Raw genomic sequence first — 25,868 nt, 5'->3', positions numbered from 1 at the left:
TTGTACGGGTTCTGCGTGGCCGGGAACCGCTCGCCCGCGCCGTAGCCGAACAGCGGGGCCTTGCCGTCGCCGACGTTCACCGGCTGCTGGGCGGCACTGGTCATCCAGCTCACCGGCAGGGTGGCGGTGGGCTTGTGGTCGCCGAAGAGCACGTCGGCCACGCCGTTGCCCTCGGTGCCGGGCAGCCAGGCGGCCACCAGCGCGCTCCAGTCCGGCAGCTGCGCGGCGATGTCCAGCGGGCGGCCGGAGACCAGCACCGTGACCACCGGCACCCCGGCGGCCTTGAGCCGGTTCAGGGTGGCCAGGTCCTGGGCGTCCAGGCCCATGCCGCCGGGGCGGTCGCCGTTGAACTCCGCGTACGGGGTCTCGCCGACCACCGCGACCGCGGCCTGGTAGCTGTCGTTGATCCCGTTGCCGCCGCGGTCGTAGGTGACCGTGGTCTGCGGTGAGACCGCGGCCCTGATCCCTTGCAGCACCGTGGTCCCCGGCGTGATGGCGCGCAGCTCGGCCTCGGAGACCTGGGTGTCGCCCTGGTCCTTGCCGCCGGTGGTGCCGCCGTCGCCGATCCAGTGCTTGGCGGTGGCCAGCACCGCGCCGGGCTGGTTCAGCGCGCTGCCCTGCAGGCCGGTGACCAGGGTGGCCATCGAGGTGGCGAGCTCGGGGTGCTCGCCGAAGGACTCGTAGGTGCGGCCCCAGCGGTCGTTGCGGGCCACGCACAGGCAGGGCGCGAAGTCCCAGTCGATGCCGGTGCCGGAGACCTCCTTGGCGGTGGCCTCGCCGATCCGCCGGACCAGCTCCGGGTCGCGGGTCGCGCCCAGGCCGATGTTGTGCGGGAAGAGGGTCGCGCCGCGCACGTTGTTGTGCCCGTGCACCGCGTCCACGCCGTAGATCAGCGGGATGTTCAGCGGGGTGGCCAGCGAGGCCCGCTGGTAGTTGTCGTACATGTCGGCCCAGGCGGTGGCGGTGTTCGGGCTGGGCGCCGAGCCACCGCCGGAGAGCAGCGAGCCGATCCGGTAGGTGGTCAGGTCCGCGGCGCTGACCGAGGCTCGCTCGGCCTGGGTCATCTGACCGATCTTCTCGTCGAGGGACATCCGGGAGAGCAGGTCGTTGACCCTGGCGGGGACCGGCTGGGCCGGGTCCTTGTAGATCGGGTCGGCCGCCGCGGCCGGGCCCGTGACCAGGGCGGAGCCGAGCAGGGTGAGGGTGAGCGCGCCGGTGGTCAGTCTCGCGAGAGACGGTTTGCGAGCGCTCTCACGACGTCGTGGAAGAGGCATGGCAGGGCCTTTCGGGGAATTCGTTGCGAGTCACAACAAGGCGGCCCCCTGACCGTAACCGGCCAGCCCTGGCTTAGGTCTAGACCAATCGGGTGCCTACTTTCGGGCTGAACCGAGCAGTCTAGAAAACATCCCTGTTCGGCTTATCGACCCCTGGCGGAAATGGAGCTACGCTTTTCTTCCATTTCCTACGATTGCGTTTCGGTGAGAAGCGCGAACGGTGAACTCTCTTTCCTAGCGTACTTTCGTGTTCCCTGTCCACGTCTGTACGTGAGGGCAAACAGTGAATTAGAGTCCGCCCTTACGTTCGCGCGAGCGTGCCTCACTTCCGTTCTGCACAAGAGCCAACCCTGCCCGGTGACGCCAACAGGTGCCATCCGGCAGCTCTGCGGGAGAGGACAATGTTGATGAGTCGAACCCGGGACTGGCGCGGCAAAGCCGCAGCGGTGACGCTGCTGGCCGCCGCCACCACCGCCCTCGCCGCCCTGCCGGCCACCGCCGCGCCGGAAGCCGCCATCCGCAACGCGGGTGGTGAGGGCGCCGTGCCCAACAGCTTCATCGTCGTGCTGAAGGACAGCGCCGAGGTCAGGGCAGCCTCGGTCGCCACGGTCGCGAGCGATCTCGCGACCACCTATGGCGCGAAGGTCGGACGAACCTATGACACCGCCATTCGTGGTTTCTCGATGACCGTCGGGGAATCGCAGGCGCGGCGTCTGGCCGCCGACCCGCAGGTCGAATTTGTGGAGCAGAACCGCACGGTGCGTATTTCCGGGACCCAGCCTAATCCGCCATCCTGGGGACTTGACCGAATCGACCAGCGGGCGCTCCCGCTGAACCAGTCGTACACGTATCCGAATGACGGCACCGGAGTGAACGTCTACGTCGTGGACACCGGTATCCGGGTGACCCACCAGGACTTCGGCGGCCGCGCGGTCTCCGGGTACGACTTCATCGACAACGACACCAACGCCGATGACTGCCAGGGTCACGGCACGCACGTCGCGGGCACCGTGGCCGGTACCGCGCACGGCGTGGCCAAGGGCGCCAAGGTGCACGCGGTCCGGGTGCTGAACTGCCAGGGCTCCGGCACGTACGAGCAGGTCATCGCCGGTATCAACTGGGTGGCCAACAACGCGGTCAAGCCCGCGGCCGCGAACATGAGCCTCGGCGGCGGGGCCAGCGACGCGGTGGACGCGGCCGTGCGCGGCGCCATCACCAAGGGCGTGACCTTCGCGCTGGCCGCCGGCAACGGTGACATCTTCGGCCGCCCGCAGGACGCCTGCACGGTGTCCCCGGCCCGGACCCAGGAGGCCATCACGGTCGGCGCCACCGACCGCAACGACAACAAGGCGACCTTCTCCAACTTCGGCACCTGCGTCGACATCTTCGCCCCCGGGGTGGACATCACCTCGGCGTGGAAGGACAACGACACCATCACCCGCACCATCTCCGGCACCTCGATGGCGGCCCCGCACGTCGCGGGCGCGGCGGCCCTGGTGCTGCAGGCCAACCCGGCCTTCACCCCGCAGCAGGTGCGGGACGCCATGGTGAACGCGGCCACCCCGGACAAGGTGGTCAACCCCGGCACCGGCTCGCCGAACAAGCTGCTCTTCGTCGGTGAGGGCGGCACCACGCCGCCGCCGAGCTGCACCCTGACCAACGACAACGACGTCCCGGTGCCGGACCTGGCCACCGTGGAGAGCCCGGTGACCGTGGCCGACTGCGCGGGCAACGCGGCCACCGTGACCGTGGACGTCAACATCAAGCACACCTGGCGCGGTGACCTGGTGGTCGACCTGCTCGCGCCCGACGGCACCCCGTTCCGCCTCAAGGGCTCCAGCGGCTCCGACAGCGCGGACGACGTGGTGGGCTCGTTCACCGTCAACGCCGGCGGCAAGGCGAAGAACGGCGTGTGGAAGCTGCGGGTGCAGGACGTGGCCCGTTCCGACACCGGCACCATCCTGAGCTGGACCATCAAGCTCTGAGCTGATCCGGTGTGGCGGCGGTTGTTGACTCGGTCTCAACCGCCGCCACACCGGCGCGCACCGGGTTAGCTTCACCGGGTGCCCACCGTTGTCGCTGGTTTTGTGCCGATCTGGGCGCTGACCGGGGTGGGTTACCTGGTGCGGCGCACCAACCTGTTCGGCCTGGCCGCCGAGCGCGCGCTGACCAGGGTGGTCTTCTACCTGGCGATGCCCGCGGTGCTGTTCACCACGCTGAGCCGGGTCTCCCTGGACGGCCTGGCCAGCGGCTCGATCCTGGCCTTCGCCGCGAGCACGGTGCTGGTCGGCGCGCTCGGCCTGGCCGCCAGCCGCTGGCTGTTCCGCCGCAGGCTGGCCGACCAGGCCATCGGCGGCATGTCCTCGGCGTATGTGAACGCGGCCAACCTGGGCATCCCGGTGGCCATCACCGTGCTCGGCGACCCGAGTTTTGTGGTGGCCGCGCTGATGTTCCAGCTGCTGGTGGTCATGCCCACGGTGCTGACCCTGATCGACACCGACGTCAACGCCGGTGGCGGCGGCCGCTACGGCGCGATCCGCCGGGTCCTGCTGCTCCCGGTCCGCAACCCGGTGATCCTGGGCGCGGCAGGGGGCCTGGCCATCGCCGCCCTCGGCTGGAAGCTCCCGCCGCTGCTCGCCCAGCCACTGGACCTGCTCGGCGGCGCGGGCGTGCCGCTGGCCCTGCTGGTGCTGGGCATGTCCCTGTTCGGCCGCGCCGAGTCCGCCGACCTGCCCCGCCGGAGCGAGGTGCTGGTGGTGGTCACGCTCAAGATCGTGCTGCAACCCCTGGTGTGCTTCCTGATCGGCCGGTTCGCCCTCGGCCTGGACGGCCCGGCGCTGCTGGCCGCGGTGCTGTTCTCGGCCCTGCCCACCGCGCAGAACGCCTTCGTCTTCGCCAGCCAGTACCAGCTCCGCGCGGGCGCGCTGGCCCGCGACTCGATCCTGCTGACCACCCTGCTGTCCATGGCCAGCCTGACCTTGATCACCTACCTGCTGAGCTAGCCCGCCACCCGGTAGGTGACGTGGGTGACCATGGGCGAGTGCTCCACCAGCACCGGCTCCAGCTCCATCCGCGGCCCCTGGTCGAACAGCGGCGTGCCCGCCCCCAACAGCACCGGGGCCACGTGCAACCGCAGCTCCTGCACCAGCCCCGCGTGCATGGCCGCCCGGATCACCTGCGCCCCACCCGCCACCACCACGTCCCGCTCCCCGGCGGCGGCCCGCGCCCGGTCCACCGCCCGCCGCACCCCGTCGGTGACGAAGGTGAACCGGGTGACGCCCTGGATGTGGTCCGGCCGGTCCCGGTTGGTGAGCACAAAACAGGGCCGCTGCCAGGCCCCGTCCCCGCCCCACTTGCCGATCCCGACGTCGAAGAGCCGCCGCCCCAGCACGAACGCCCCGGTGTTGGCGAACATCCGCCCCGCCACCGCCAGATCCGCCTCACCCGGTGGCGCGTCCCCGAACCCGAGCCAGTGGTGCAGCCGCAACCCGTGCAGCCCCATGGGTTGCGCGGCGCTCACCTCCGGCCCGGCGACGAACCCGTCCACCGACACGGTGATCTCCGCGATGACCCGTCCCACACCATCTCCCTGCCCGCGCCGGTTAGCGTGTCCGCATGCCGGAGAAGTCCCCGGCGCACTGGGAGGAAACCTTATGGCCCCGAGCACCAAGCCCGTCTGCCTGACCTGCGGCACCCAGTACGCGGCCCCGCGCGCGGACTGCCCCATCTGCACCGATGAGCGCCAGTACGTGCCCGCGGCCGGCCAGCGCTGGACCGACTTCGACGCGCTGCGCGCCAACCCGGAGCTCAAGGCCCGCATCCAGGAGGAAGGCCCCGGCCTCACCGGCATCGGCACCGAACCGAGGTTCGCCATCGGCCAGCGCGCCCTGCTGGTCCAGGCCCCCACCGGCAACATCCTCTGGGACTGCACCGCCTACCTGACCGACGAGATCATCACCGCCGTCCAGGACCGGGGCGGCCTGTCCGCCATCGCGATCAGCCACCCGCACTACTACACCACCATGGTCGAATGGGCCCACGCCTTCAACGTCCCCATCCACCTGCACGAGCACGACGCCGAGTGGATCGGCCGCCCAGACCCGTCCATCCAACTATGGTCCGGCACCTGCAAACCTTTGGCCGACAACCTCACCCTGGTCAACCTGGGCGTGCACTTCGCGGGCGGCACGGTGCTGCACTGGAACCGCACCCTGCTCACCGGCGACATCGTCCAGGTCATCCCGGACCGCAGTCATGTGGCCTTCATGTACAGCTACCCGAACCTGATCCCCGAGCGCCCGGCGGTCGTCCGCAGGGCGCGGGAACTGTTGCGGGAACTGGACTTCGACAGCATCTACGGGGCTTGGTGGGACTCGACGATCCCGGAGAACGCGCACGAGATCGTGCAGCGTTCGGCGGACCGGTACTTGGCGTACGTGCGCGACGACAGCTGAGAAGATCAAAAGAATGTCCTCGCCGGACGGGCAGACCCCCGGAGGGGTGTGACAAGTCAAAAGCCGGTTGAGCAGGTTGCGGGGCGGGGTTTGTGTTGCCGACTCAAGACCCAGCGTGCTCGCGGGCCTCTCGTCTTCTCCGCACGACCTTCCGACAGCGAACCACATCCCAGCGAGCAGCCGCCGTCACGCTGCTTTGCCTTGGCGGCGGTTGCTGTGAGCGTCTGCTCGGCGGGATGCGGTGCGCGGTCTCCAGGCCGTGCGGAGAAGACGAGAGGCCCGCTTTGTGGGTTTGCACCCGGCCGCTTGCCTTACTTCGCGTCGGCGTAGCAGTCGGCCACCACCGCGTTCAGCGGGAACCGCACCGGTGTGTCTCCGAACAGCAACCGCGTGGCCCGTTCCGCGCACTCCTGCACCGCCGCCACCACTTCCTCCGCCAGTTCCGAAGGACAGTGCACGATCACCTCGTCGTGCTGGAAGAACACCAGCTCCGCCGGTTCCCGCAACGAGGTCCGCAAACAGGCCAGCAACGCCAGTGCCCACTCCGAAGCCGTTGCCTGCACCACGAAGTTCCGCGTGAACCGTCCCCTTGCCCGAGCCTGCCGCGCTTGACCGGTCTCCGTCTCCGCGTCCTCCACGATGCCCTGCCAGTCCGATCCCGGCGGCGGACAGGTCCTCCCCAGGTGCGAGCGGACCAGCCCGCCCAGCTCACCGGTGCGCGCCGCCCGCTCCACGTACTCGATCGCGGCTGGGTAGCGTTTCCGGAGTGCCGCGAGCAGTTCCCCGGCTCCGCCACTGGTCTGGCCGTACATCACGCCCAGCATGCCGATCTTGGCTCGGTCGCGGTCGCCGCCGAAGGCTTCCTCGGCCAGGGCGGTGTACAGGTCGCCGCTGGCTCCCGCTGCGGCCAGGCGCTGGTCTCCGGCCAGGGCGGCCAGTACCCGGGGTTCCAGTTGGCTGGCGTCGGCCACCACCAGGGACCAGCCCGGGTCGGCGACCACGGCTCTGCGCACGGTCTTGGGGATCTGGAGTGCGCCGCCGCCCCTGGTCGCCCACCGGCCGGACACCACGCCACCGGCCACCCACTCCGGGCGGAACCGGCCGTCGCGCACCCAGGCCGACAGCCAGGACCAGCCGTGCGCGGTGTAGATCCGGTACAGCTCCTTGTACTCCAGCAACAGGGGCACCGCCGGGTGGTTCACGGCCTTGATCACCCAGGAGCGGGTGGACGGCAGGGAATGGCCGGCCTTGGCGAAGGCTTTCAGGACCTCGGCGGGGGAGTCCGGGTGGAAGCGGCGGCCGCCGAAGGCATCGATGATCCGTTCGGTCAGCTCGGCGAGTTTCGGTGGCGGCACACCGGCCGGTGTGCGCGGTCCCAGCAGCTCGGTGAGCAGCGCGTCGTGGATGTCGGCCCGCCACGGCACCCCGACGTGGCCCAGTTCCGCCGCGGCCAGGCCACCGGCGGACTCCGCGGCCACCAACAGGCGGAACCGGCCCGGCTGGGCCAGTGCGCCGATCCTGGCCTGCTGGTCCCGGTGCACCGCGATCACCGCGTCGAGTGGGTCCACCTCGGGCAGGTCGGTGCGCGCGGTCTCGAACAGCGTCGGGTGCTCGTCCCTGGGCCGCACCGGTGGGTCCGGCGGCACCGGCAGGCCCGCCTGGCGGGCGTAGGCGGCGGCCAGTCCGCGGGGCTCGCCCCAGCGGCCGGCGTGACCGGACAGCAGTGACTCGGTCAGCTCCAGGTCGTGACAGCGGGTCAGCCGCACCCCGGCGCGCAGCAGCCTCGGGTACAGCTCGGCGCTGTTGGCCAGCACCCAGCGGGGCTGGTGCGCCCGTTCCAGCTCGGCGATGGTGCCCGCAAGGGCAGTGGTGGACGTGACCTCGCTCACGGGCTGCCCGTCCTCGGACAGCTCGCACAGCCTGGCCTCCCCGTTGGGGCTGGTCACCACCGCGATCCGCATCACCAGCGATTGTGCGCCACGGCACCGACAATCCTGTGTGGACCAGCCATGGGTAGCGTGTCCGGAGCACCCATGAGGGAGTTTTTCTGAGGAGGGAACATGAGTGCGAGCGAACGACCGCTGATCGACCTGTCCCGGGATCCGAACCCGGGGAAGCCGGATCACGCGCTGCCGGAGGGGGCGCCGCGTCATCCGCTGATCGACCTGTCCCGGGACCCGAACCCGGGCGTGGCCGACCACGCGAAGCCCGACGACGAGGACTGAGGAACGTGCCGCGCGGGGTCTACAGCAGGCCCCGCCGGTACGCCTCGCCGACCGCGGCCGCGCGGTCCCGCACGTCCAGCTTCGCGTAGATGTGCAGCAGGTGCGTCTTGATGCTCGCCTCGCTGATGAACAGCCTGCGCGCCGCCTCCCGGTTGGTGGCGCCCCCGGCGACGAGGGTCAGCACCTCCAGCTCCCGCTTGCTCAGCGCGCCCCGCGCGGGCTTGCGCACCTGCCCGATCAGCCGCCCGGCCACCGTGGGCGCGAGCACCGACTCGCCGCGGCTGGCCGCCCGCACCGCCTTGAGCAGCTCTTCCGGCGGGGCGTCCTTGAGCAGATAACCGGTGGCCCCGGCCTCGATCGCGGGCAGCACGTCGGAGTCGGTGTCGAAGGTGGTCAGCACCAGCACCCGCACCCGCGGGCTCTGCTCGCGCAGCCGCCGGATCGCCTGCACACCGTCCAGCTCCGGCATCCGCAGGTCCATCAGCGCCACGTCCACCTCGACCTCGGCGGCCAGCCGCACCGCCTCCAGGCCGTTGGCCGCCTCGCCCACCACCTCGATGTCCGGTTCCGCGCCGAAGGCCGCGGACAGGCCGTTGCGCACGATCGGGTGGTCGTCCACGATCAGCAACCGGATCCGGCTCATGACCCGCCTTCCCTGGTCTCGAACGGGATCACGGGCACCGCGGCCGCCACCGCCGTGCCCTGCCCCGGACCGCTCTCGATCTCCAGCACGCCACCCACCCCGCGCACCCGCTGCCGCATCACGCCGATCCCATATCCGTCCACTGTGGACTCGCACCCGCTGGACGGCGTGATGCCCACCCCGTCGTCGACGATGTCCAGCAGCACCAGATCGTCCTCATAGGACAGTGTCACGCCGACCCTGGACGCCTTGGCGTGCTTGGCGATGTTGGTCAGCGCCTCCTGCGCCACCCGGAACAGCACCACCTCCACCCCGGTGGCCAGCCGGTCCGGCGTGCCGGTGACCGCCAGCCGCGGGGTGATCCCGTTGGCCGCGCCCCACTTCGCGGTCAGCTCGGCCAGCGCCTCCGGCAGCGGCGACTCGGACAGCGGCTCCGGCCGCAGCGCCCGCACCGAGCGCCGGGCCTCGGCCAGGCTGTCCGCGGCCAGCGCCCGCACCCGGTCCAGGTGCGCCTTGCGCTCCGGCTCGCCTACCCGGTCGGCCGCGTTGAGCTGGGTGATGATCCCGGTCAGCCCCTGGGCGATGGTGTCGTGGATCTCCCGCGCCATCCGCTGCCGCTCCAGCCGCACCCCGGCCTCGCGGGCCTGGGTCAGCAGCTGGGCGTGCAGGCCGGAGTTCTCCGCCATGGCCTCCCGCAGCGCCGCGTTGGCCGCGGTCAGCTCGGTCACCATGGCCCGCCGCCGCTCGCTCTCCCTCCCCACCACCCAGCCGCCGAAGGCCAGCGGCAGCAGCAGGCCCAGCAGCGCCGAGTAGGGCTGGATGTACTCGGTCAGCCACCGGGTCTGCGCGGCCAGGTTCACCACCGCGGTCACCCCGACCCCGATCATCGCGCCCCGCGGCGGGAACAGCAGGAACGCGAACGGGAACCCCACCGAGGCGAACGCGGCGAACTGCGCGCTGATCGACATCAGCCCGCCGTTGATGGCCACCATCCCGGCGAAGTAGCCGATCGCCAGCCACCGCCGGGCCCCGGTCATCTCCGCCGCGGTCACCCAGAGCCGCCCACCGTCCCGGCGCTGCGCCACCAGGCCCGGCAACCAGGGCAGCCACAGCACCGCCAGCGCGAGCAGCACCAGCACCGCGGTCAGCTCGGGACCGCCGGCAGGCCACTCGCCGGTGACCCACACCAGGAACCCGGAGACCGCGAGCGTCCCGTACACCCAGGCCAGGTGCACCCACCTGCTCGGCGCGGCCCGGCCGGGATGCAGCTCCGGGATCACTCCCATCGGAACGTCCGCGCCGCGATCCCGCCGAAGACCACGATCAGCCCCGCCATCGCCAGCAGCGGCAGCGTCTCCGGCCACTGCCCGGCCCAGCTGGCCCGCAACGCCTGCATGGACGCCCCGATCGGCAGGTAGGTGCCGATCTCCACCATGACCTTCGGCATCACCTCGGCCGGCATGAACACCCCGCCGAAGACCATGGACACGAAGAACACCCCGGCCCCGATCCCACTGGCCACCCGCCCGCTGGGCGCGACCGCGGCGATGCACAGCCCCACCGCGAACAGCGCCCCCGCGCCCAGCACGAAGGCCAGCACGAAGCCCAGCGGCTCCCTCGGCAGCGGGAAGCCCAGCACGGCCGAGCCGATCAGCAGCACCCCGCCCAGCGTGACCAGCGCCAGCACCAGGGTCACCGCGAGCTGCGCGCCCAGCAGCCTGCTCGGGTGCACCGGGGTGGAGGCCATACGTCGGAGTATGCCTTTCTCCCGGTCGTTCGCCAGCGCGGCGGGCAGCACGGTCAGCGCCAGCTGGGCCAGGCCGATGGACAGCGCCATCGCCGGGAAGAAGGTGAGGATCGAGCTGGTGTTCTCCCGCGGCCTGCTGACCAGCCCGAACGTGGTGACCAGCGCGAGCGGCAACAGCAGCACCAGCAGCCAGGCGGCCGGCTCCCGCAACAGCAGCTTGAGCTCGACGAAGAACAACTTGCGCAACACACGCATGGTGAAGCCCCCTTGCCGAAGATCAGCGGTTGGTGGTGAGAGCGACGAAGGCGTCGTCCAGCCCGGTCTGGTCCAGCCGCAGGTCCTCGGCGACGATCCCGGCGCGGGCCAGCGTCCCGGTGACCGCCTGCAGCAGGTTCCCGGTGCCCCGCACCGTGGTCACCCGCTCCGAAACGTCCACAGTGGACACCTCGGCCAACGACTCCAGCAACCCCGGCGGCAGCGGCACCGACGGCCGGAACCGGATCCGCACCTCCGCGCGCACACTCGCCACCAGCCCGCTGGGCGTGTCCAGCGCGACCACCCGACCGGCGTCGATCACCGCGATCCGGTCGCACAGCCGTTCCGCCTCGGCCATGAAGTGGGTCACCAGCAGCACCGTCACGCCCCTGGCCCTGATCCGCTCCACCAGCTCCCAGGTCTCCCGGCGCGCCTGCGGGTCCAGGCCGGTGGTCAGCTCGTCCAGCACCGCGATCTCCGGGTTGCCGATCAGCGCCAGCGCGATCAGCAGCCGCTGCTGCTGCCCGCCGGAGAGCTTGCGGAAGGCGGTGTTCCGCTTGGCCCGCAGCCCCCACTCCTCGATCAGCTGGTCGGGACTGGCCGGGTCTGGGTAGAAGGAGGCGTAGAGGTCCAGCGCCTCCCACACGGTGATCTTGTCCGGCAGTCTGCCCTGCTGGAGCTGCACCCCCAGGGCAGCCCGCAGGGCCAGGCCGCCGTGCGCCGGGTCCTCGCCCAGCACCCGGACCGTGCCGCCGTCCCGCTCGCGCAGCCCGGTGACGCACTCGACCGTGGTGGTCTTGCCCGCGCCGTTGGGGCCGACGATCCCGAAGATCTCGCCGCGGTCCACGGTGAAGGACACATCGGCGACCGCGGTGTGCTCGCGGTACCGCTTGTGCAGGTTGGCCACCTCGATGACCGGCATCGCCGCCCGCCTTTCGCTGGTTCCGTTGTCGGAACACAGCTTCCGGCGGGCGGCGGGGTTTCCGGATCGCCCAGGTGGCCGTCGATGCGGTGGATGACCGGCATCAGCCGATCGGTTGATGTCAGCCCGTGGTGATCAGGTCCTGCGGGATCTGGGTGTCGTTCTTCAGCGCCTCGAAGAACCGCTTCGACCTGGCCGGATCCCACTGCACCACCGAGCCGACCCCGGCCACGCTGCGGCTGGCGCCCAGCGGCACCGTGGTGGTCACCAGGCCGCCGTCGGCCGCCCCGCGCATCGCCCAGGCCAGGCCGGCCAGGTTGTGCAGGTGGTCGCCCTCGTTGACGGTCAGCGTCTCCACCGTGTTGTTGGCCAACGGGATCGACCGGAACGGGTTGATGATGGTGCCGAAGCTGGTCGCCTTGTCCACCAGCGCGGAGAGGAACTGCCGCTGCCGCGCGATGCGGTCCAGGTCGGCGCGCGGGGTGGCCCTGGTGCGCACGTAGCCCAGCGCCTGCGCGCCGTCCAGCTCCTGGCAGCCCGCCTGGACGTCCAGCCCGGCCTTGGGGTCCTTCATCGCCTTGTCGATGCACATGTCCACCCCGCCGACCGCGTCCACGATGTGCACGAACCCGCCGAAGCCGATCTCGGCGTAGTGGTCGATGTGGATGCCGGTGCTGGTCTCCACCGTGCGCACCAGCAGCTCCGGCCCGCCGAGGGCGAAGGCCGCGTTGAGCTTCTGCTTCTTCTTGCCTGGAATGTCCACAAAGGAGTCACGGGGCAGTGAGACCAAAGTGGACGGTCCGGAGCCGTCGGGGATGTGCAGCAGCATCATCGTGTCGGTCCGCTTGCCCGCCGCGCCACCGGTGGCCAGCTCCTCGCGGTCCTCCTCGCTGAGCCCCTCCCTGCTGTCCGAGCCGACCACCAGCCAGTTGGTGCCCGGTGTGTCCGCGGGCCTGCCGGGGTAGTCCTTGAGCGCGTTGATCCGGTTCAGCTTGGAGTCGAGGTAGAACCAGAACACCACGAACCCGATGAGCAGGACCAGCAGCACGATGAGCGTGATTCGGCCCCAGCGCCGTTTGCGACGCGGTTTCGCCTGCACCGGCGGAGCCTCCCGGTAATAGTGACCAGACACGACGTCACCTTACGCAGTTCGCTCCGTTCGTGACCCGGTGGTGCCGGTGTTTCACCGAGCGTGCCTGCCGGGTACCCGGCTGGCAGACCAACACGTGCTGGTCCAGACGTCGAGGAAGTGAGTCGGGTGGACGAGAACCTCAACGGGTATGTGGCGTTCCTGGTGCTCGGAGTGATCCTGGTGCTCATCGACGGCCAGCTGATCCTGCGCAGCGGCAAGGCCTACCTGCAACAGGGCTACCGGGACCAGGCCGCGGCCGCGTCCATGGCCCGGCTGATCGCGGTGCTGTTCCACTTGGTGGTGCTCGGCCTGTTCATGATCATCTCGACCATGAACGTGGACGCCGGCGGCGCCGTGCAGACCGTGGTCACCAAGCTCGGCATCGTGTTGCTGCTGCTGGGTGTCATGCACGCGATCACCATGGCGATCCTGAACCGGATCAGGGCCCGCCAGCGGGAGCAGTTGATGGCCGATGAGATGAACGAGCGGATCGAGGAGCGGCACGCCCAGCAGCTCCAGCAGGACTCCGGCCAGACCTATCCGCCGGTGCCCACCCAGGGCCAGACCACGGTCACCCCTGGCACCAGCCCGTCACCCGGGCCGGTGGTCAGCCCGGCCATCGAAGACCAGCCAGGCGTGGCGCGCCGCTGACCGTCGTGCCGTCGGCCCAGCGCGCCGCGTCCCGTTCGCGGCCTGACCACACCACCCCTCCAACGGTCAGGCCGCGAACACCTGGTCGTCGTGGGCGAAGGCCTTGAACTCCAGCGCGTTGCCCGCCGGGTCGCGCAGGAACATGGTCCACTGCTCGCCCTTCTCCCCGGCGAAGCGCAGGTAGGGCTCGATCACGAACTCGGTGCCCGCCGCGCGCAGCCGCTCGGCCAGCTCGTCGAACTGCACCGTGCCCAGCAGCAGCCCGAAGTGCGGCACCGGGACGTCGTGCCCGTCCACCGGGTTGTGCGCGTCCGGGTTGCGCGGCGCCAGGTGGGTGACCAGCTGGTGGCCGTAGAAGTTCCAGTCCACCCAGGTGTCCGAGGACCGCCCCTGCGGGCAGCCCAGGGTCTCGCCGTAGAACCGCCGCGCCGCGGCCAGGTCGTCGACCGGGATCGCCAGGTGGAAACGGGGCACCGACATGCGCACTCCTCAGTCAGGTCGCTCGGGAACGTCTTAATGTTAACATTGGGACAATCGACGGCCCGGCTGCTGGAGGACAACGTGACCGAGACCACGCCGCTGCGCCCAGCCGACCGCCGCGGCCTGGCCGACGAGGTGGCCGACCGCATCCGCGCCGCGATCTTCGACGGCGCCTTCCCGCCGGGCACGCCGCTGCGCGAGGTCGACCTGGCGGCCCGCCTGGAGGTCAGCCGGGGCCCGATCCGGGAGGCGCTGGCCAAGCTGGAGCGCGAGGGCCTGGTCCGCACCCAGTGGCACCGCGGCGCCACCGTCACCACGCTGTCGGCCGAGGACGCCGAGGAGCTCTACACCCTGCGCGCGGCCCTGGAACGCCTCGCGGTGGCCCGCTTCCACACCCACGCCACCCCGGCCGACCTGGCCGCGCTGGAGGAGGTGGTGGACCGCATGCACGCCGCCGCCACCGACCACGACATGCTGCGCCTGGACCTGGAGTTCCACGACGCGGTCTACGCCGCCACCCGGCACGAGCGGCTGCGCCAGGCCTGGTCGGCCATCCGCGCGCAGATCATCCTGTTCCTGCTCAGCCGCATCGGCGCCAGCACCGACTACCGCGCCCAGGTCCCGGCCGAGCACCGCGCCCTGGTCGCCGCTCTGCGCGCGGACGACCCCGCCCACACCACCGACCTCTTCCTGGCCCACCTCCGCCTCGCCTACGACCGCCTCACCGCCACCCTCTGACGCGCGTGTTGGCCGAAGTCGTACGGAGTGTTGGCCGTTCTAGGCGCGCATCACGATCACGTCGCCGTGCCCGCCGTAGCCGAGCACCGGCTCGGCGTACTGCGTCCCGTCGAAGGTGACCATCAGCCAGTTCCTGCCCACCGGCACGAGCTGCGGGTGCGGGATGTTGGTCTTGTACGGCGCGTCCAGCGTGCCCAGGAAGTTCACGTCCAGGTCGTACACCCGGTACTGCCGCCCGATCCCGTCGCTGGCCAGCAGGTACCACTGCCCGCCGACCCGCTGCAGGATGGTGCCCTCGCACTCCCGCACGCCCGCGTCCCGGCCGCGCAGGGTGAGCCGCTCGTGGTAGTCCGCGCCGCGCGGGGCCACCGCCAGCGCGGGGTGGAAGTTGAACGGGGTCTGGCTCGGGCTCTCCACGAAGCCGACGTGCCAGCGCCCGTCGATCTTGGTGATGGACGGGTCCCAGGCGCTGACCTCGGTGGGCAGGTCGAGCCGCCTGGCCGTCAGCACGTGCACCCCGGAGAGCACGTTGGCCCTGGTGCGCAGGTGCCGGACGTGCACGCCCTTGAACGCGAAGTCGCCCCAGCTGCTCATCGCCACGATGTACTCGTCGCCGTCGAGCACGATCTGCCCGGCGTGGTCGCCCACGATGACGCCGTCCTCGCGGCTGAAGTACAGCTGCGCGACCTGGCTGATCCGGCTGGGGTCCTTGAGGTCCAGGGTCCACACGCCCCAGTGCGCCTGCTGGAAGAAGCCGAGCCCGGCGCAGGTCGCGGTGAGGTAGAGCTTCCCATTGCGCACCAACGGCTTGCCGTCGGCGGTCTGCACCGCGTGCAGGTCCCGCAGCCCGGCCTGCCCGAAGTACCCGGCCCGCACCCGCCCGAGCACCACCGCGCCGTCCCCGCCCGCGCCATAGGCGTAGGAGAAGGTGCCCAGCGTGGCCGGGCGGCGCAGGTCGATCTTGGCGGACACCCCGTCGCGCTCGCTCACCAGCGGGACCCAGCCGGTGCCCGTGCCGGTGCTGTCGTGCAGCACGGTGACCGCGTTCTCGTTGACCACGAAGGCGAACCGGAACGGCGCCCGCAGCCGCGCGGCCACCGACTTCACCACCGTGGTGGTCCCGTTGACCGTGACCTCGACGCTGGCCGTGCCCTTGGCCGCGTCGTAGCGGGCCAGCACCCGGTTGGCCGAGTTGGCCGCCAGCCCGGCCACCACCGACGCCTGCGGGGCCAGCTCGCTGACCTCCACCAGCACCGAGGCGAACGGCGCACGCGGGCTGACCCCGGTGCGCACCAGGAAGTCCCCGCTGGCCCTGGGCAGCGGCGGGGCCGCGCTGTCGTACTGCTCGAACCCGGGCGCCAGCAGCGCGAACGGCCGGAACTGCGCCGCGATCCGGAACCGCAGGTCCATCGGCGTGGTCGCGGCCTCGGCGGCCCGGGCTGGGTCTGCCTGGGCGGGGGTGCCAACGCCCACCACGGCGGCGGCGCCCAGCGCGCCGAGCCCGGTGAGCAGGTGACGGCGGTCGATACCGCGCGGCTGGTCGGGAATCGTCATTGTTTCCCCCAGGTTCGAGTGCCTACTTCGTCAGCTTGAGGATGTCGATGCCGCGCTTGTTGTCCGCCACGTACGCCAGTCCCCGGTGCCAGGCAGGTTCCCACGAAGCGGCGTCGGCCGGCCGGAAGTAGCCGACCTGTGTCGGGTTGGTGGGGTCGCTGACATCGAGGAACCGGGTGCCCTGGGCGTAGAAGGACTGCACCAGGATGTTGCCGCGGATGTCGAAGTAGTGCGCCGAGCAGTCCCCGCTGTCCGGGTTGCTGCCCTCCTGCCCGGCCACGCTCCAGGTGCCCACGGTGTTCAGCCGGAACGGGTCCTCCTTGGTGGAGCGCCAGCCCTCGCCGCCGTAGGAGCCCTTGAGCGAGGCGATCACCAGCACGCCGTCGGCCGCGCAGCCGGGGTTGAACGCCTCCTCGGTGGTGAACAGCAGGTCCCCGCCGCCCCAGTGCCAGGGGTTAGCGCCGTCGCCCGCGCGCCAGCCGACCTGGCGGTAGCTGTTGTGCATGAACTTCGAGGCCGCGGCCAGCTCGTCGATGCCGCCACCGGCGTAGGGCACCGGGTTCCACGCGGTGGCCTTGCGGAACTTGTTCGCCACCGCGTCCCAGTGCCAGCCGCTGGTCCGGTAGCCGCGCACGCCGCCGCGACCGGAGGCCCAGGCGATGCCGGTGGCGTCGACCTGCACGTCGTGCACGTAGTCGGTCTTGCCGTCGTTGCGGCCGGTGTCGATGGGCTGGGGGAAGACCTTGGGGTTGCGCGGGTCCCGGATGTCGGTGACCCACACCGGCCGGCCGCCCCAGTCGGCGGGCATGTCCGCGGCCTTGGCCGGGCCGCCGGTCCACAGGTAGCGGCAGTCCTCGATGCAGCTGGTGGTGTGCCCGGCAGGCAGCTCGACGAAGCTGAGCACGGTCAGCTTGGCCGGGTCCTTGGCGTCGACGATGTAGACCCCGGACTTGCCGGTCTGCACGTTGCCGCCGAAGGCCCTGGGGTCCCTGGCCAGGAAGACCAGCTTGCGCTTGGGGTCGACCTCGGTGTCCTCGGTCTCCCACAGGCCGGGCATGGCCAGCTCGCCGATCTGCACCGGGTTGGCCGGGTCCTTGCTGATGTCGTAGGACTTCAGGCCGAACTGCCCGGAGACCAGCAGCACGTCCTTGCGGCCGTACTGCAGGAAGTCCAGCGCGATCGCGCCCTGCGCGCCCGGCACCGAGCCGACCAGCTCGACGTTCTTGACCGCGCCGGTGTCCTTGCCGCCCTTGCCGTGCCCGTGCCCGGCGGCGGCCGGGGGCGCCTGGAACTCCGGCTGCTCCTCATCGCACGCCCATGCCGGTAGCGCGGTGGCCGCCAGCGCCAGTGCACTGATCATCGCGACGATCCCGGCCCGTTTCTTCCCCAGCGCCATGACGCCCTCCCGATCGTTCGGCCAGGAACAACCTAGGCTGGGTTCCCGTGGGGGACAAGGCATCGCCCCCGGAGGAGGAGCCCGGATGCGCCGCCGCGACACCCTGCTGACGGCCCTGGCGGTCAGCGCCCTGACCGCCTGCACCACCGCCGAGACCCCAGCGCCGCCCCAGCCGGGCACGTTCACCATCGCGGTGACCGAACCGGCCACCCTGCTGCCCGGCCAGGCCGTGGACCAGCCAGGGAAGCTGTTGACCGGCGCGCTGTGGACGCCGCTGCTGGCCGCGGACAACCCGGGCGCGGCCCCGGTGCCGGCCGCCGCGGAACGGGTGGAATCTCCCGACCAACGGCGGTGGACGATCCGGCTGCGACCGGGCTGGCGCTTCCACGACAAGACCCCGGTGACCGCGAAGTCCTACGCCCAGACCTGGGCGGCGGCCCGGCAGGAGAAGTGGGCCGCCGGCGCGCTGCTGGACGAGCTGGGCGTGCGCGAGGTGGGCGTGCCGGACGAGCTCACCCTGGAGGTCACCCTGGCCAAGCCGTTGCGGCACTTCCCGGTCGCGCTGACCAGCACCCTGCTCGCCCCGCTGACCGAAGCGGCGCTGACCCGCAAGGACTGGACCACGCTGGTCGGCAACGGCCCGTTCCGCGCCGAACGCCCCTGGTCGGCAGGCACCCGCCTGGTCGCCAACCCGGACTACGCGGGCGCCACCAAGGCCAAGTCCCAGGCCATCACCGTGCAGGTCGCCGACGCCGCGGCCCAGTACGCCCAGGTCACCGCCGGGAAGATCGACCTGGCCACCGAGATCCCGGCCGCCGAGCACGGCCAGCTCACCGGCCAGTTCGCCAGCCGCAGCGCCACCTGGCCGCAGCCGGAGGCCACCTACCTGGCCTTCCCGGCCCGCCCGGAGTTCGCCGACCAGGCCCGCAGGCACGCGGTGTCCATGGGCATCGACCGCGAGGCCCTGGCCACCGGCCCGCTGGCGCACCGGGTCACCCCGGCCACCGCGCTGCTGCCGCAGGCCCTCGGCGCGGACCGCAAGGACTCGGCCTGCCGCCCCTGCAACCACGACGTGCAGGCCGCCGCCCTGCTCGCCCGCCAGAGCGAGCTGCCCAAGAACCTGACGATCTACTTCAACCAGGACACCGACCAGCGCAACTGGGCCGAACCCCTCGCCGCCCAGCTCCGCCTCTCCCTGAACGCGCCGGAGATCAAGGTCAAGGGCCTGCCCACCGCCGAGTACGCCGAGTCCACGCGGAACCACCGCTTCGACGGCCCCTACCTGCTCACCGCCCGCGCCGACTACCCCCACCCCACCGCCCTGCTGACCACCCTGGCCACCGAGGTCGGCTTCACCAACGCCACCTACACCGAGCTGATCACTACCGCGGCCACCTCGGATGCCGCCGACCGCGACCTCCGCCTGGCCGAGAACATCGCCCTCCGCGAGCTCCCGCTGGCCCCGCTGTGGTCCCCGCACGGGCACCTCTACTGGTCCACCCGCCTGGCCGAGGTCACCCCCGACCCAGCCACCGGCCTCCGCCTGTCCGCGATCCGCGCAGGCTAACCCCACCCGCGTGTTGGCCGTTGTCGTACGCAGTGTTGGCCGAACTCGTACCTGGTGTTGGCCGAACTGGGCGCGCCCCGGCCAACACCAGGTACAGGAACGGCCAACACCGGGTACGACAACGGCCAACACTGCGTACGAGTTCGGCCAACACGCGGGCTAGGGGCGCAGGGTTAGGTAGACCAGGATGGCGACGCTGATCGCGAGCATGGTCATGCCGGCGAAGAGCAGGCTGGTGCGGCGCGGCGGCGGGCCGGTGGGCGGGACCGGCGGCGGGGGAGTGCCCGCGCGGCCGGTCATGATCCGCTCGAGCTGTTCGCGCAGCTGGTCCGGTCCCGGCCGGTCCACCGGGTTGCGCCGCAACAGCGCCGAGACCACCGGCGCCAGCGCGCCCGCTCTGGCCAGCGGCGGCGGTTCCGCGGTGATCGTCGCGGTCAGGGTGGCCGCCGCGGTCTCCCGCGCATACGGCGAGCGCCCCTCCACCGCGGTGTACAGGGTCGCGCCCAGCGACCAGAAGTCCGAGGCGGGCCGGGGCAGCTGCCCCTTCAACCGCTCCGGCGCCAGATAGCCGGGCGAACCGTGCAGCGCGCCGGTGGTGGCCGCGGTCTCCGCCTCGGTCAGCCGGGCCACGCCGAAATCGGTCAGGAAGATCTGGCCGTCATCGGCCATGAGGATGTTCGCCGGTTTCACGTCCCGGTGCAGAATTCCGCGGTGGTGCGCGTTGTCCAGCGCCTCCACCACGGCCAGCCCGATCCGCGCCACCACCGCCGGCGGCAGTGGCCCGTCCTCGTCCACCACCTGTTGCAGCGACCGGCTGGGAATCTGCTCCATGATGATCCACGGCCGACCGTCCGCACTCACCAGATCGTGCACCCTCACCACGTTCGGGTGATCGAGCCGGGCGGCGCTGGTGGCCTCCCGCCGGATGCGCTCGTGCTGCGCGGCGGCGGTGGCGGCCGACCAGTCGGGCGGAGTGCGCAGCTCCTTCACCGCGACCTCGCGCTCCAGCACGGTGTCGAACCCGTGCCAGACCACGCTCATGCCGCCCCGGCCCAGCTCACCGTCAAGGCGATAGCGGTCGGCGAGCAGATAGTTCACGCGGGGCTCGCTTTCTCCAAGCGGCGAACAGCGGCCCAAGTGTAGTCGTCATTCCGCACAATACAGAAATCGAATACTCGCGGTAATTGCCTCACCCATTGGCATTTCCTGAATCGGGTTAAACAAGCGGCAAGAGCACACGGAACCGCGAACCCTGACCGGTGTGCAGCTCCACCCGCCCGCCATGCGCGTGCACGATCGCCGCCGTGATCGCCAGCCCCAGTCCCGACCCGCCCTTGGCCCGGCTGCGCCCCGGATCGGCCCGGTAGAACCGGTCGAAGACGTGCGCCGCGTGCTCCGGCGGGATGCCCGGCCCGTCGTCGGCGACCTCCAGCACCGCCACCTCGCCCCCGGTCGGCGGCGCGGTCCCGGCCGCCGCCGCGGGCGCCACGCGCTGCGCCACCGCGGACTCGCGGGTCAGCGTGATCCGCACCGGGGTGCCCGCCGGGGTGTGCCGCAGCGCGTTGGTCACCAGGTTCGCCAGCACCTGCCGCAGCCGGTACTCATCGCCCAGCACCCGCACCGGCCCGTCCTTGGCCACCAGGGTGATCTTGCGCCCGTCGTCCAGCGCCCTGGCGTCGTGCGCGGCGTCCCCGGCCAGCACCAGCAGGTCCACCTCGGCGAAGTCGAACAGCCGCTGCTGGTCCAGCTGCGCGAGCAGCAGCAGGTCGTCCACCAGCAGGCCCATCCGGCTGGCCTCGGCCTCGATCCGGCTCATCATCCGGTCCACGTCCGACCGCTCCGGCGCGCCGCCCTTGCGGTACAGCTCGGCGAAGCCGCGGATCGAGGTCAGCGGGGTGCGCAGTTCGTGCGAGGCGTCCCCGACGAACAGCCGCAGCCTGCCCTCGGACTGCTCGCGGGCGCGCAGCGCGTCGCCGAGCCGCCCGAGCATCACGTTCAGCGCCGCGCCCAGCCGCCCGGTCTCGGTGCGCGGATCCTCATCCGGCACCCGCCGGTCGAGCTCCCCGCCCGCGATGGCCTGCGCGGTGTGCTCGATCCGGGTCAGCGGCCGCAGCCCGATCCGCACCACCGCGGTGGCCGCCGCGCCCAGCAGTCCCAGCACCAGCACGCCGACCACCAGCTCGATCAGCAGCAGCTGGTTGAGCGTGGCGTCCAGCCCGGCCAGCGAATGCGCGGTGACCACGGTGTCCCCGTTGGGGGTCACCTCCGCCCGCACCCGCCAGTCGCTGCCGCCGGAACGGTCCGGCACCTCGAACGGCCGTTCGTTGTGCGCCAGCGCCTTCGCGCGGTCCAGACCGGAGAGGTCGGGGCCGTTGGTGTCGCCTGGCAGGTTGCCAAGGCTGTCCCACAGGTCGCCGCCCGCGCTGAAGAACAGCACCCTGACGTCGGTGGGCAGCTGCCGGTCCGGGCGGTGGTCCTCCGGCGGGCGCATCCGCGGCGGCGGGCGGTCGGTGGCGAACGGCCGGGCCAGGCCGCGCAGCTGTTCGTCCACTTTGGACATCAGGGACTGGGCGAGCAGCAGGTGACTGGTCACCGCGACCACCGCCAGCCCCAGCCCGGACAACAGCAGCAGGGTCAGCAGCAGCCGGGCGTGCAGGGTGAGCGCCCGCCTCACCGAGCGCCGGTCCTGGGCAGCCGCAGGGTGTAGCCGACGCCGCGGATGGTGTGGATCAGCGGCGGATCGCGGAAGTCCAGCTTGCGCCGCAGGTAGCTGATGTAGGACTCCACGATCCGCCCGTCGCCGTCGAAGTCGTAGCTCCACACCCGGTCCAGGATCTGCGCCTTGCTGACCACCTTCTCCGCGTTGGTGATCAGGTAGCGGAGCAGGTTGAACTCGGTGGGGGACAAGGTGATCAGCGTGCCGCCCCGGCGCACCTCGTGCGCGTCCTCGTCCAGCACCACATCGGCGTAGCGCAGCTTCCCGTTCGCACCGGCCGGTTCGGCCACCGCCCTGGTGCGCCGCAGGATCGCCCGCAGCCGCAGCACGACCTCCTCCAGGCTGAACGGCTTGGTCACGTAGTCGTCGCCACCGGCGGTGAGCCCGGCGATCCGGTCGGCCACCCCGTCCCGCGCGGTGAGGAAGAGCACCGGCAGGTGTTCGCGCACCGCGCGCAGCCGCCGGGCCAGGGTGAACCCGTCCTGGTCCGGCAGCATCACGTCCAGCACCACGATGTCCGGCGCGACCTCCCGCGCGATGGCCAGCGCCCGGCCGCCGGTGTCCGCGGCGTGCACCTCGAACCCGCTCAGCCGCAACGCGGCCGAGAGCAGCTCCAGGATGTTGGGCTCGTCGTCGACGACCAGCACCCTGGCCGGGCGGGAAGGCTCAGCGGTGTCCACGCCACCAGTCTTCCCGCCCAACCTGGGAGTTTCCTGGGAGCTTGCTGGATGGCCCCGATCAGGTGAGACAGGAGTACAGCTTCTGCTCACCCGACCCGCCGTAGGCGCCCGGCTCGACCAGCTTGCAGTGCTGCACGATCCAGGTGTTCCGCCCGGTCTCGCCGCCCCGCACCCGCATGCCGGAGGCGCCGTCGGTGAGCACGAAGGCCAGCCTGCCCTCGGCCTGCCACCGGCTCAGCTGGTCCAGGCTGGGGGCCGGATCCCCGCCGCTGAACCCGCCCATGCCGATCACGGTCACGTCGCTGTTGATCAGGAACGGCGAAGCCCCCATCGACCCGCCCTCCACCGCCAGCACGATCTCCGCGCCCCGGGCATTCGCGGTGGTGTAGGCGAGGATCTTCTTCTGCTCCGCCGACAACGCGGCCCCACTCCCACCGAACCGCCTGCCACCGGTCACCAGCCGAGGACCGCCCGCGCCACCCTGTGCGCCCTCCGGCCCTTGTCCGCCGGATGCCTGCCCGCTCGGCGGCTGCCCGCCCTGCCCACCAGCGCCCGGCCCCGAAGCCCCTGGCGGCAACGGCCCCCGCCCACCTCGCCCGGCACTCTCCGGCCCAGCCGTCGGATTCGTCCCGTCCATCGCCCCGGCGGCCCCCGCGAACGCCTTCTCCACCGACCACACCGCCGGCGTCAGCAACAACCCGGCCACCGCCGCGACCGCCCCCACCCGCCGCGCCACCCCGATCCTGGGCAACCGCCCCAGCGCCAGCGCCAGCACCGCGATCCCGGCCACCGCCACCGTCGCCCACCGGGCCCACCCCTGCCAGCTGATGTCCCGCGACACCAACACAAATGCCCACGCCGCCGTCCCAGCCACCGCCACCGGCGTCAGCACCCACCAGAACCCTGGCCGCCGGTACCGCCGCCACAGCTCCCGCGCCCCGGCCGCCGACACCGCGGCCACCGCGGGGGCCAACATCGTGGTGTAGTAAGGGTGGAAGGTCCCCGCCGCGAAGCTGAACACCGCCCCGGTGACCAGCAGCCAGCCACCCCACAGCACCCAACCCGCCCGCATCTGCCCGGAAACCCCGCGCCGGAACACCGTCGCCGCGGCCAGCACCAGCGCCACCGCGCACAGCGGCAGCAGCCAGCTGATCTGCCCGCCGTTCTGCTCGTTGAACATCCGCAACGGACCGGCTGTGCCACCGAACGCGCCGCCGCCCATCATGACCGCCCCGCTGGGCACCTCCACCCCCGGCGGCGGCATGCCCCCGCCGCCACCGCCGCCACCGCCGCGCCCGAAGATCCGCCCCAAACCGTTGTACCCCAACACCAGATCCAGCGCGGACCCGTCCGCGGACCCGCCGATGTACGGCTTCTCGCCCGGCCACAGGTCCACCACCGCGACCCACCAGAACGAGGACGCCACCACCATTCCCGCCGCCGCGAGCAGGTCCAGCAGCCGCCGCCGCACCGTGCCGACCCCGGCGACCAGGTAGGCCGCCACGAACACCGGCAGCACGATCCACGCCTGCAACATCTTGGTCAGGAACCCGCACCCGATCAGGAACGCGGACAGCAGCAACCACCGCGTCCGCCGCCCCGGCGCGACCTGCGTCTCCACCGCCCTGGTGAAGGCGTAGGCCGCGGCGACCAGCAGCAGCACCAGCAGGGTGTCCGGATTGTTGTCCCGGTTGATCGCCACCGTGATCGGGGTCAGCGCGAACACCAGCGCGGCCAGCAGCGCCACCTGCTCCCCGGCCCAGCGGCGCACGGTGCGGTGCAACAGGAACACCGCCGCGACCCCGGCCAGCACCTGCGGCAGCAGCACCGCCCAGCCGGTGTAGCCGAAGATCCACACCGACAGCACCTGCGGCCACAGGCCCATCGGCGGCTTGTCCACCGTGACCACGCCGACCGGGTCGAAGCTGGCGAACAGGAAGTGGGTGAAGCTCTGCGACATCGACTTCACCGCGGCCGAGTAGTAGGCGTTGCCCCAGCCCTGCGGGCTCAGCGCCCAGCCGTAGAGCACCGTGGCCAGCCCGCAGATCGCGAGCAATGTCCAGTGCCGCCAACGAATCCGGCTCATGCCGAGTTGTCCTTCCGGTTCTTGAAGACCCAGCCGCGCAGCACCACGAACCGGGCCGCGGTGCCCAGCACCGAGGAGCCCAGCAGCACCGCGACCTCCAGCCAGCGCGAGGGTTCCGGCTCGGCGGCGTGCAGCGCGAGCAGCGCGCCCGAAGTGAGCGCGTAGTACAGCGCGAAGACCAGCAGCCCTTGCAGGTGCACCTTGCGCTTCGAGCCGGTCCAGCCGAGGAAGGTGAACCGCCGGTTCGCCTCGGTGTTCAGGATCGTGGTCAAGGTGAGCGCGAACAGGTTGGCTGCCAATGGATCCAGCCAGCCGCGGAACAGCGCGTACAGCGCCGCGGTGGCCACTGTGGACAGTGCGCCGATCAGCCCGAAGGACACCAGCTGCCACAGCAGCCCGCCGTCCCTGCGGCCCAGCACCGCGTCCGGATGGGTCGGGGCCGGATCGGGTCGCTGCGGCAGGTCGTCCACGGTGGCCGTGCCCCTCGCCTTGGCCCGCGCCACCCGCAGCAGCCCGCGCACGTCCTCCCAGGCGGTCCTGGCGATCCGCACCCGGCTGTCGGTGTCCTCCACCCAGTCCACCGGCACCTCGTGCACCCGCAGCCCGTTGTGCTCGGCCAGCAGCAACAGCTCGGTGTCGAAGAACCAGGAGTTGTCCGCGACCCGCTCCAGCAGCGGCCGGATCACCTCGGCCCGCGCGGCCTTGAACCCGCACTGCGCGTCGGAGAACCGCGCGCCGTGCGCGAGCCGGACCAGCGCGTTGTACCCGCGCGAGATCAGCTCCCGCCGCGGCCCGCGCACCGTCCGCGAGCCCGCCGCCAGCCGCGATCCGATGGCCAGGTCGGAGTGCCCGTTGACCAGTGGCGCGACCAGCGGCAGCAGCGCGTCCAGGCCGGTGGAGAGGTCGACGTCCATGTACACCACCACGTCGGCGTCGCTGAAGCCCCACGCGGTGCGCAGCGCCAGCCCGCGCCCCTTCTCCTCCAGCCGCAGCACCCGCACCCTCGGCGCGGCCCCGGCGATCCGCCTGGCCACGGTGAGTGTGCCGTCGGTGCTGGCGTTGTCGGCCACCGTGATCGTCCAGTCGAACGGGAAGTGCGCGCTGAGGTAGTCGTGCAGCACGCGCAGGCAGCCGGGCAACGCCTTCTCCTCGTTGAACACCGGCACCACGATGTCCACGGTCGCCGTCCGCGCCCGCTCGCCTGGACGTTCAACCCGGGGCGTCACCACCGCACCGCCCATGTCGATCACCAACCCTCCACCGGAACGGCCGCGTTCTCGCGACCGGTGTCAGGTATGGCCGCCGGATCTGCGAGCAGCCTGGACCGGGGCTGGGAGACAGCTGGGAG

The 25,868-nt window shown here is 71.6% G+C and carries 22 protein-coding genes and 1 pseudogene; 7 read left to right on the top strand and 16 right to left on the bottom strand.

All coding sequences use genetic code 11. The features are described from left to right. Window positions 1-20: 20 nt before the first annotated feature. Window positions 21-1,274: pseudogene (locus tag N8J89_RS32000) on the bottom strand (glycoside hydrolase family 3 protein); the annotation flags it as partial. Window positions 1,275-1,681: 407 nt separating this feature from the next. Between N8J89_RS32000 and N8J89_RS31995 the strand changes: the two are divergent. Continuing rightward, complete coding sequence (locus N8J89_RS31995) at window positions 1,682-3,259, top strand: S8 family peptidase (protein WP_283660716.1); 1,578 nt, start codon at window positions 1,682-1,684, stop codon at window positions 3,257-3,259. 78 nt (window positions 3,260-3,337) lie between these two features. After that, window positions 3,338-4,276, top strand: a complete 939-nt coding sequence (locus N8J89_RS31990; RefSeq protein WP_283660715.1) for an AEC family transporter — start codon at window positions 3,338-3,340, stop codon at window positions 4,274-4,276. Here N8J89_RS31990 and N8J89_RS31985 read toward each other — a convergent pair. After that, the gene (locus N8J89_RS31985) at window positions 4,273-4,854 is read right to left on the bottom strand and encodes a dihydrofolate reductase family protein (protein ID WP_283660714.1); all 582 of its coding nucleotides are present in this window, start codon (window positions 4,852-4,854) and stop codon (window positions 4,273-4,275) included. The genes N8J89_RS31990 and N8J89_RS31985 overlap by 4 nt on opposite strands. Before the next feature lie 73 nt (window positions 4,855-4,927). On the opposite strand from N8J89_RS31985, the gene N8J89_RS31980 reads away from it, so the two are divergent. Then, window positions 4,928-5,728, top strand: coding sequence for an MBL fold metallo-hydrolase (locus tag N8J89_RS31980; protein ID WP_283660713.1), 801 nt, complete (start codon window positions 4,928-4,930; stop codon window positions 5,726-5,728). A 311-nt stretch (window positions 5,729-6,039) separates the two neighbouring features. On the opposite strand, the gene N8J89_RS31975 is transcribed toward N8J89_RS31980, so the two are convergent. Further along, window positions 6,040-7,689, bottom strand: a complete 1,650-nt coding sequence (locus tag N8J89_RS31975; protein ID WP_283660712.1) for a bifunctional 3'-5' exonuclease/DNA polymerase — start codon at window positions 7,687-7,689, stop codon at window positions 6,040-6,042. Between the two features lie 99 nt (window positions 7,690-7,788). Here N8J89_RS31975 and N8J89_RS31970 point away from each other — a divergent pair, with 99 nt between their 5' ends. Beyond that, window positions 7,789-7,953 (top strand): hypothetical protein, encoded by a 165-nt coding sequence (locus N8J89_RS31970; protein WP_252486611.1) that lies wholly within the window; start codon window positions 7,789-7,791, stop codon window positions 7,951-7,953. A gap of 19 nt (window positions 7,954-7,972) precedes the next feature. On the opposite strand, the gene N8J89_RS31965 is transcribed toward N8J89_RS31970, so the two are convergent. The 5 genes from N8J89_RS31965 to N8J89_RS31945 form a co-directional block, all read right to left on the bottom strand. After that, window positions 7,973-8,596 (bottom strand): response regulator, encoded by a 624-nt coding sequence (locus N8J89_RS31965; protein WP_283660711.1) that lies wholly within the window; start codon window positions 8,594-8,596, stop codon window positions 7,973-7,975. Further along, window positions 8,593-9,882 carry a sensor histidine kinase gene (locus N8J89_RS31960; protein WP_283660710.1) on the bottom strand — a complete coding sequence of 430 codons (1,290 nt, stop codon included), beginning with the start codon at window positions 9,880-9,882 and terminating at the stop codon, window positions 8,593-8,595. Before N8J89_RS31960 ends, N8J89_RS31965 begins: the two co-directional genes overlap by 4 nt. After that, entirely contained in the window at window positions 9,873-10,598 is a 726-nt protein-coding gene (locus tag N8J89_RS31955) for an ABC transporter permease (protein ID WP_283660709.1), read from the bottom strand. The genes N8J89_RS31960 and N8J89_RS31955 overlap by 10 nt, the downstream gene beginning before the upstream one ends. Before the next feature lie 22 nt (window positions 10,599-10,620). Further along, complete coding sequence (locus N8J89_RS31950; RefSeq protein WP_283660708.1) at window positions 10,621-11,520, bottom strand: ABC transporter ATP-binding protein; 900 nt, start codon at window positions 11,518-11,520, stop codon at window positions 10,621-10,623. Window positions 11,521-11,641: 121 nt separating this feature from the next. After that, a complete protein-coding gene (locus N8J89_RS31945; protein ID WP_283660707.1) occupies window positions 11,642-12,652 on the bottom strand; it encodes an LCP family protein in 1,011 nt (336 codons plus the stop codon). A gap of 126 nt (window positions 12,653-12,778) precedes the next feature. On the opposite strand from N8J89_RS31945, the gene N8J89_RS31940 reads away from it, so the two are divergent. After that, window positions 12,779-13,303 carry a hypothetical protein gene (locus N8J89_RS31940; protein WP_283660706.1) on the top strand — a complete coding sequence of 175 codons (525 nt, stop codon included), beginning with the start codon at window positions 12,779-12,781 and terminating at the stop codon, window positions 13,301-13,303. A gap of 66 nt (window positions 13,304-13,369) precedes the next feature. Here N8J89_RS31940 and N8J89_RS31935 read toward each other — a convergent pair whose 3' ends face one another. Continuing rightward, window positions 13,370-13,783 (bottom strand): VOC family protein, encoded by a 414-nt coding sequence (locus N8J89_RS31935; RefSeq protein WP_252486604.1) that lies wholly within the window; start codon window positions 13,781-13,783, stop codon window positions 13,370-13,372. A gap of 81 nt (window positions 13,784-13,864) precedes the next feature. On the opposite strand from N8J89_RS31935, the gene N8J89_RS31930 reads away from it, so the two are divergent. Then, entirely contained in the window at window positions 13,865-14,521 is a 657-nt protein-coding gene (locus N8J89_RS31930; protein WP_283660705.1) for a GntR family transcriptional regulator, read from the top strand. 39 nt (window positions 14,522-14,560) lie between these two features. Here N8J89_RS31930 and N8J89_RS31925 read toward each other — a convergent pair whose 3' ends face one another. Further along, window positions 14,561-16,075 carry a twin-arginine translocation signal domain-containing protein gene (locus N8J89_RS31925; protein WP_283660704.1) on the bottom strand — a complete coding sequence of 505 codons (1,515 nt, stop codon included), beginning with the start codon at window positions 16,073-16,075 and terminating at the stop codon, window positions 14,561-14,563. 22 nt (window positions 16,076-16,097) lie between these two features. Beyond that, window positions 16,098-17,471, bottom strand: a complete 1,374-nt coding sequence (locus N8J89_RS31920) for an LVIVD repeat-containing protein (RefSeq protein WP_283660703.1) — start codon at window positions 17,469-17,471, stop codon at window positions 16,098-16,100. 85 nt (window positions 17,472-17,556) lie between these two features. On the opposite strand from N8J89_RS31920, the gene N8J89_RS31915 reads away from it, so the two are divergent. Further along, window positions 17,557-19,038, top strand: a complete 1,482-nt coding sequence (locus tag N8J89_RS31915; protein WP_283660702.1) for a peptide ABC transporter substrate-binding protein — start codon at window positions 17,557-17,559, stop codon at window positions 19,036-19,038. A 159-nt stretch (window positions 19,039-19,197) separates the two neighbouring features. Here the strand turns inward: N8J89_RS31915 and N8J89_RS31910 are convergent, their stop codons facing one another. The 5 genes from N8J89_RS31910 to N8J89_RS31890 all read right to left on the bottom strand — a co-directional run bounded on the left by N8J89_RS31910 (window position 19,198) and on the right by N8J89_RS31890 (window position 25,761). After that, window positions 19,198-20,136, bottom strand: coding sequence for a serine/threonine-protein kinase (locus N8J89_RS31910; RefSeq protein WP_283660701.1), 939 nt, complete (start codon window positions 20,134-20,136; stop codon window positions 19,198-19,200). Between the two features lie 118 nt (window positions 20,137-20,254). After that, entirely contained in the window at window positions 20,255-21,712 is a 1,458-nt protein-coding gene (locus N8J89_RS31905; RefSeq protein ID WP_283660700.1) for a sensor histidine kinase, read from the bottom strand. Then, window positions 21,709-22,434, bottom strand: coding sequence for a response regulator transcription factor (locus tag N8J89_RS31900; protein WP_283660699.1), 726 nt, complete (start codon window positions 22,432-22,434; stop codon window positions 21,709-21,711). Before N8J89_RS31900 ends, N8J89_RS31905 begins: the two co-directional genes overlap by 4 nt. Window positions 22,435-22,492: 58 nt before the next feature. Then, window positions 22,493-24,520, bottom strand: a complete 2,028-nt coding sequence (locus N8J89_RS31895; RefSeq protein WP_283660698.1) for an ArnT family glycosyltransferase — start codon at window positions 24,518-24,520, stop codon at window positions 22,493-22,495. After that, on the bottom strand, window positions 24,517-25,761 hold the full coding sequence (locus N8J89_RS31890) for a bifunctional glycosyltransferase family 2/GtrA family protein (protein ID WP_502868510.1): 1,245 nt from the start codon (window positions 25,759-25,761) through the stop codon (window positions 24,517-24,519). The genes N8J89_RS31895 and N8J89_RS31890 overlap by 4 nt, the downstream gene beginning before the upstream one ends. Window positions 25,762-25,868: the final 107 nt, after the last annotated feature.

The organism is Crossiella sp. CA-258035, from assembly GCF_030064675.1.
GTDB lineage: Bacteria > Actinomycetota > Actinomycetes > Mycobacteriales > Pseudonocardiaceae > Crossiella.
The sequence above is the reverse complement of the archived record's forward strand: the minus strand, read 5'-3'. Positions and strand labels throughout refer to the sequence as shown.

Coding starts and splice junctions, on each gene's coding strand:
- N8J89_RS31895 (WP_283660698.1), bottom strand. CDS start 24,520: ATGAGCCGGATTCGTTGGCGGCACTGGACATTGCTCGCGATCTGCGGG.
- N8J89_RS31915 (WP_283660702.1), top strand. CDS start 17,557: ATGCGCCGCCGCGACACCCTGCTGACGGCCCTGGCGGTCAGCGCCCTG.
- N8J89_RS31935 (WP_252486604.1), bottom strand. CDS start 13,783: ATGTCGGTGCCCCGTTTCCACCTGGCGATCCCGGTCGACGACCTGGCC.
- N8J89_RS31965 (WP_283660711.1), bottom strand. CDS start 8,596: ATGAGCCGGATCCGGTTGCTGATCGTGGACGACCACCCGATCGTGCGC.
- N8J89_RS31920 (WP_283660703.1), bottom strand. CDS start 17,471: ATGGCGCTGGGGAAGAAACGGGCCGGGATCGTCGCGATGATCAGTGCA.
- N8J89_RS31975 (WP_283660712.1), bottom strand. CDS start 7,689: ATGCGGATCGCGGTGGTGACCAGCCCCAACGGGGAGGCCAGGCTGTGC.
- N8J89_RS31980 (WP_283660713.1), top strand. CDS start 4,928: ATGGCCCCGAGCACCAAGCCCGTCTGCCTGACCTGCGGCACCCAGTAC.
- N8J89_RS31970 (WP_252486611.1), top strand. CDS start 7,789: ATGAGTGCGAGCGAACGACCGCTGATCGACCTGTCCCGGGATCCGAAC.
- N8J89_RS31950 (WP_283660708.1), bottom strand. CDS start 11,520: ATGCCGGTCATCGAGGTGGCCAACCTGCACAAGCGGTACCGCGAGCAC.
- N8J89_RS31890 (WP_502868510.1), bottom strand. CDS start 25,761: ATGGGCGGTGCGGTGGTGACGCCCCGGGTTGAACGTCCAGGCGAGCGG.
- N8J89_RS31995 (WP_283660716.1), top strand. CDS start 1,682: ATGAGTCGAACCCGGGACTGGCGCGGCAAAGCCGCAGCGGTGACGCTG.
- N8J89_RS31925 (WP_283660704.1), bottom strand. CDS start 16,075: ATGACGATTCCCGACCAGCCGCGCGGTATCGACCGCCGTCACCTGCTC.
- N8J89_RS31955 (WP_283660709.1), bottom strand. CDS start 10,598: ATGCGTGTGTTGCGCAAGTTGTTCTTCGTCGAGCTCAAGCTGCTGTTG.
- N8J89_RS31960 (WP_283660710.1), bottom strand. CDS start 9,882: ATGGGAGTGATCCCGGAGCTGCATCCCGGCCGGGCCGCGCCGAGCAGG.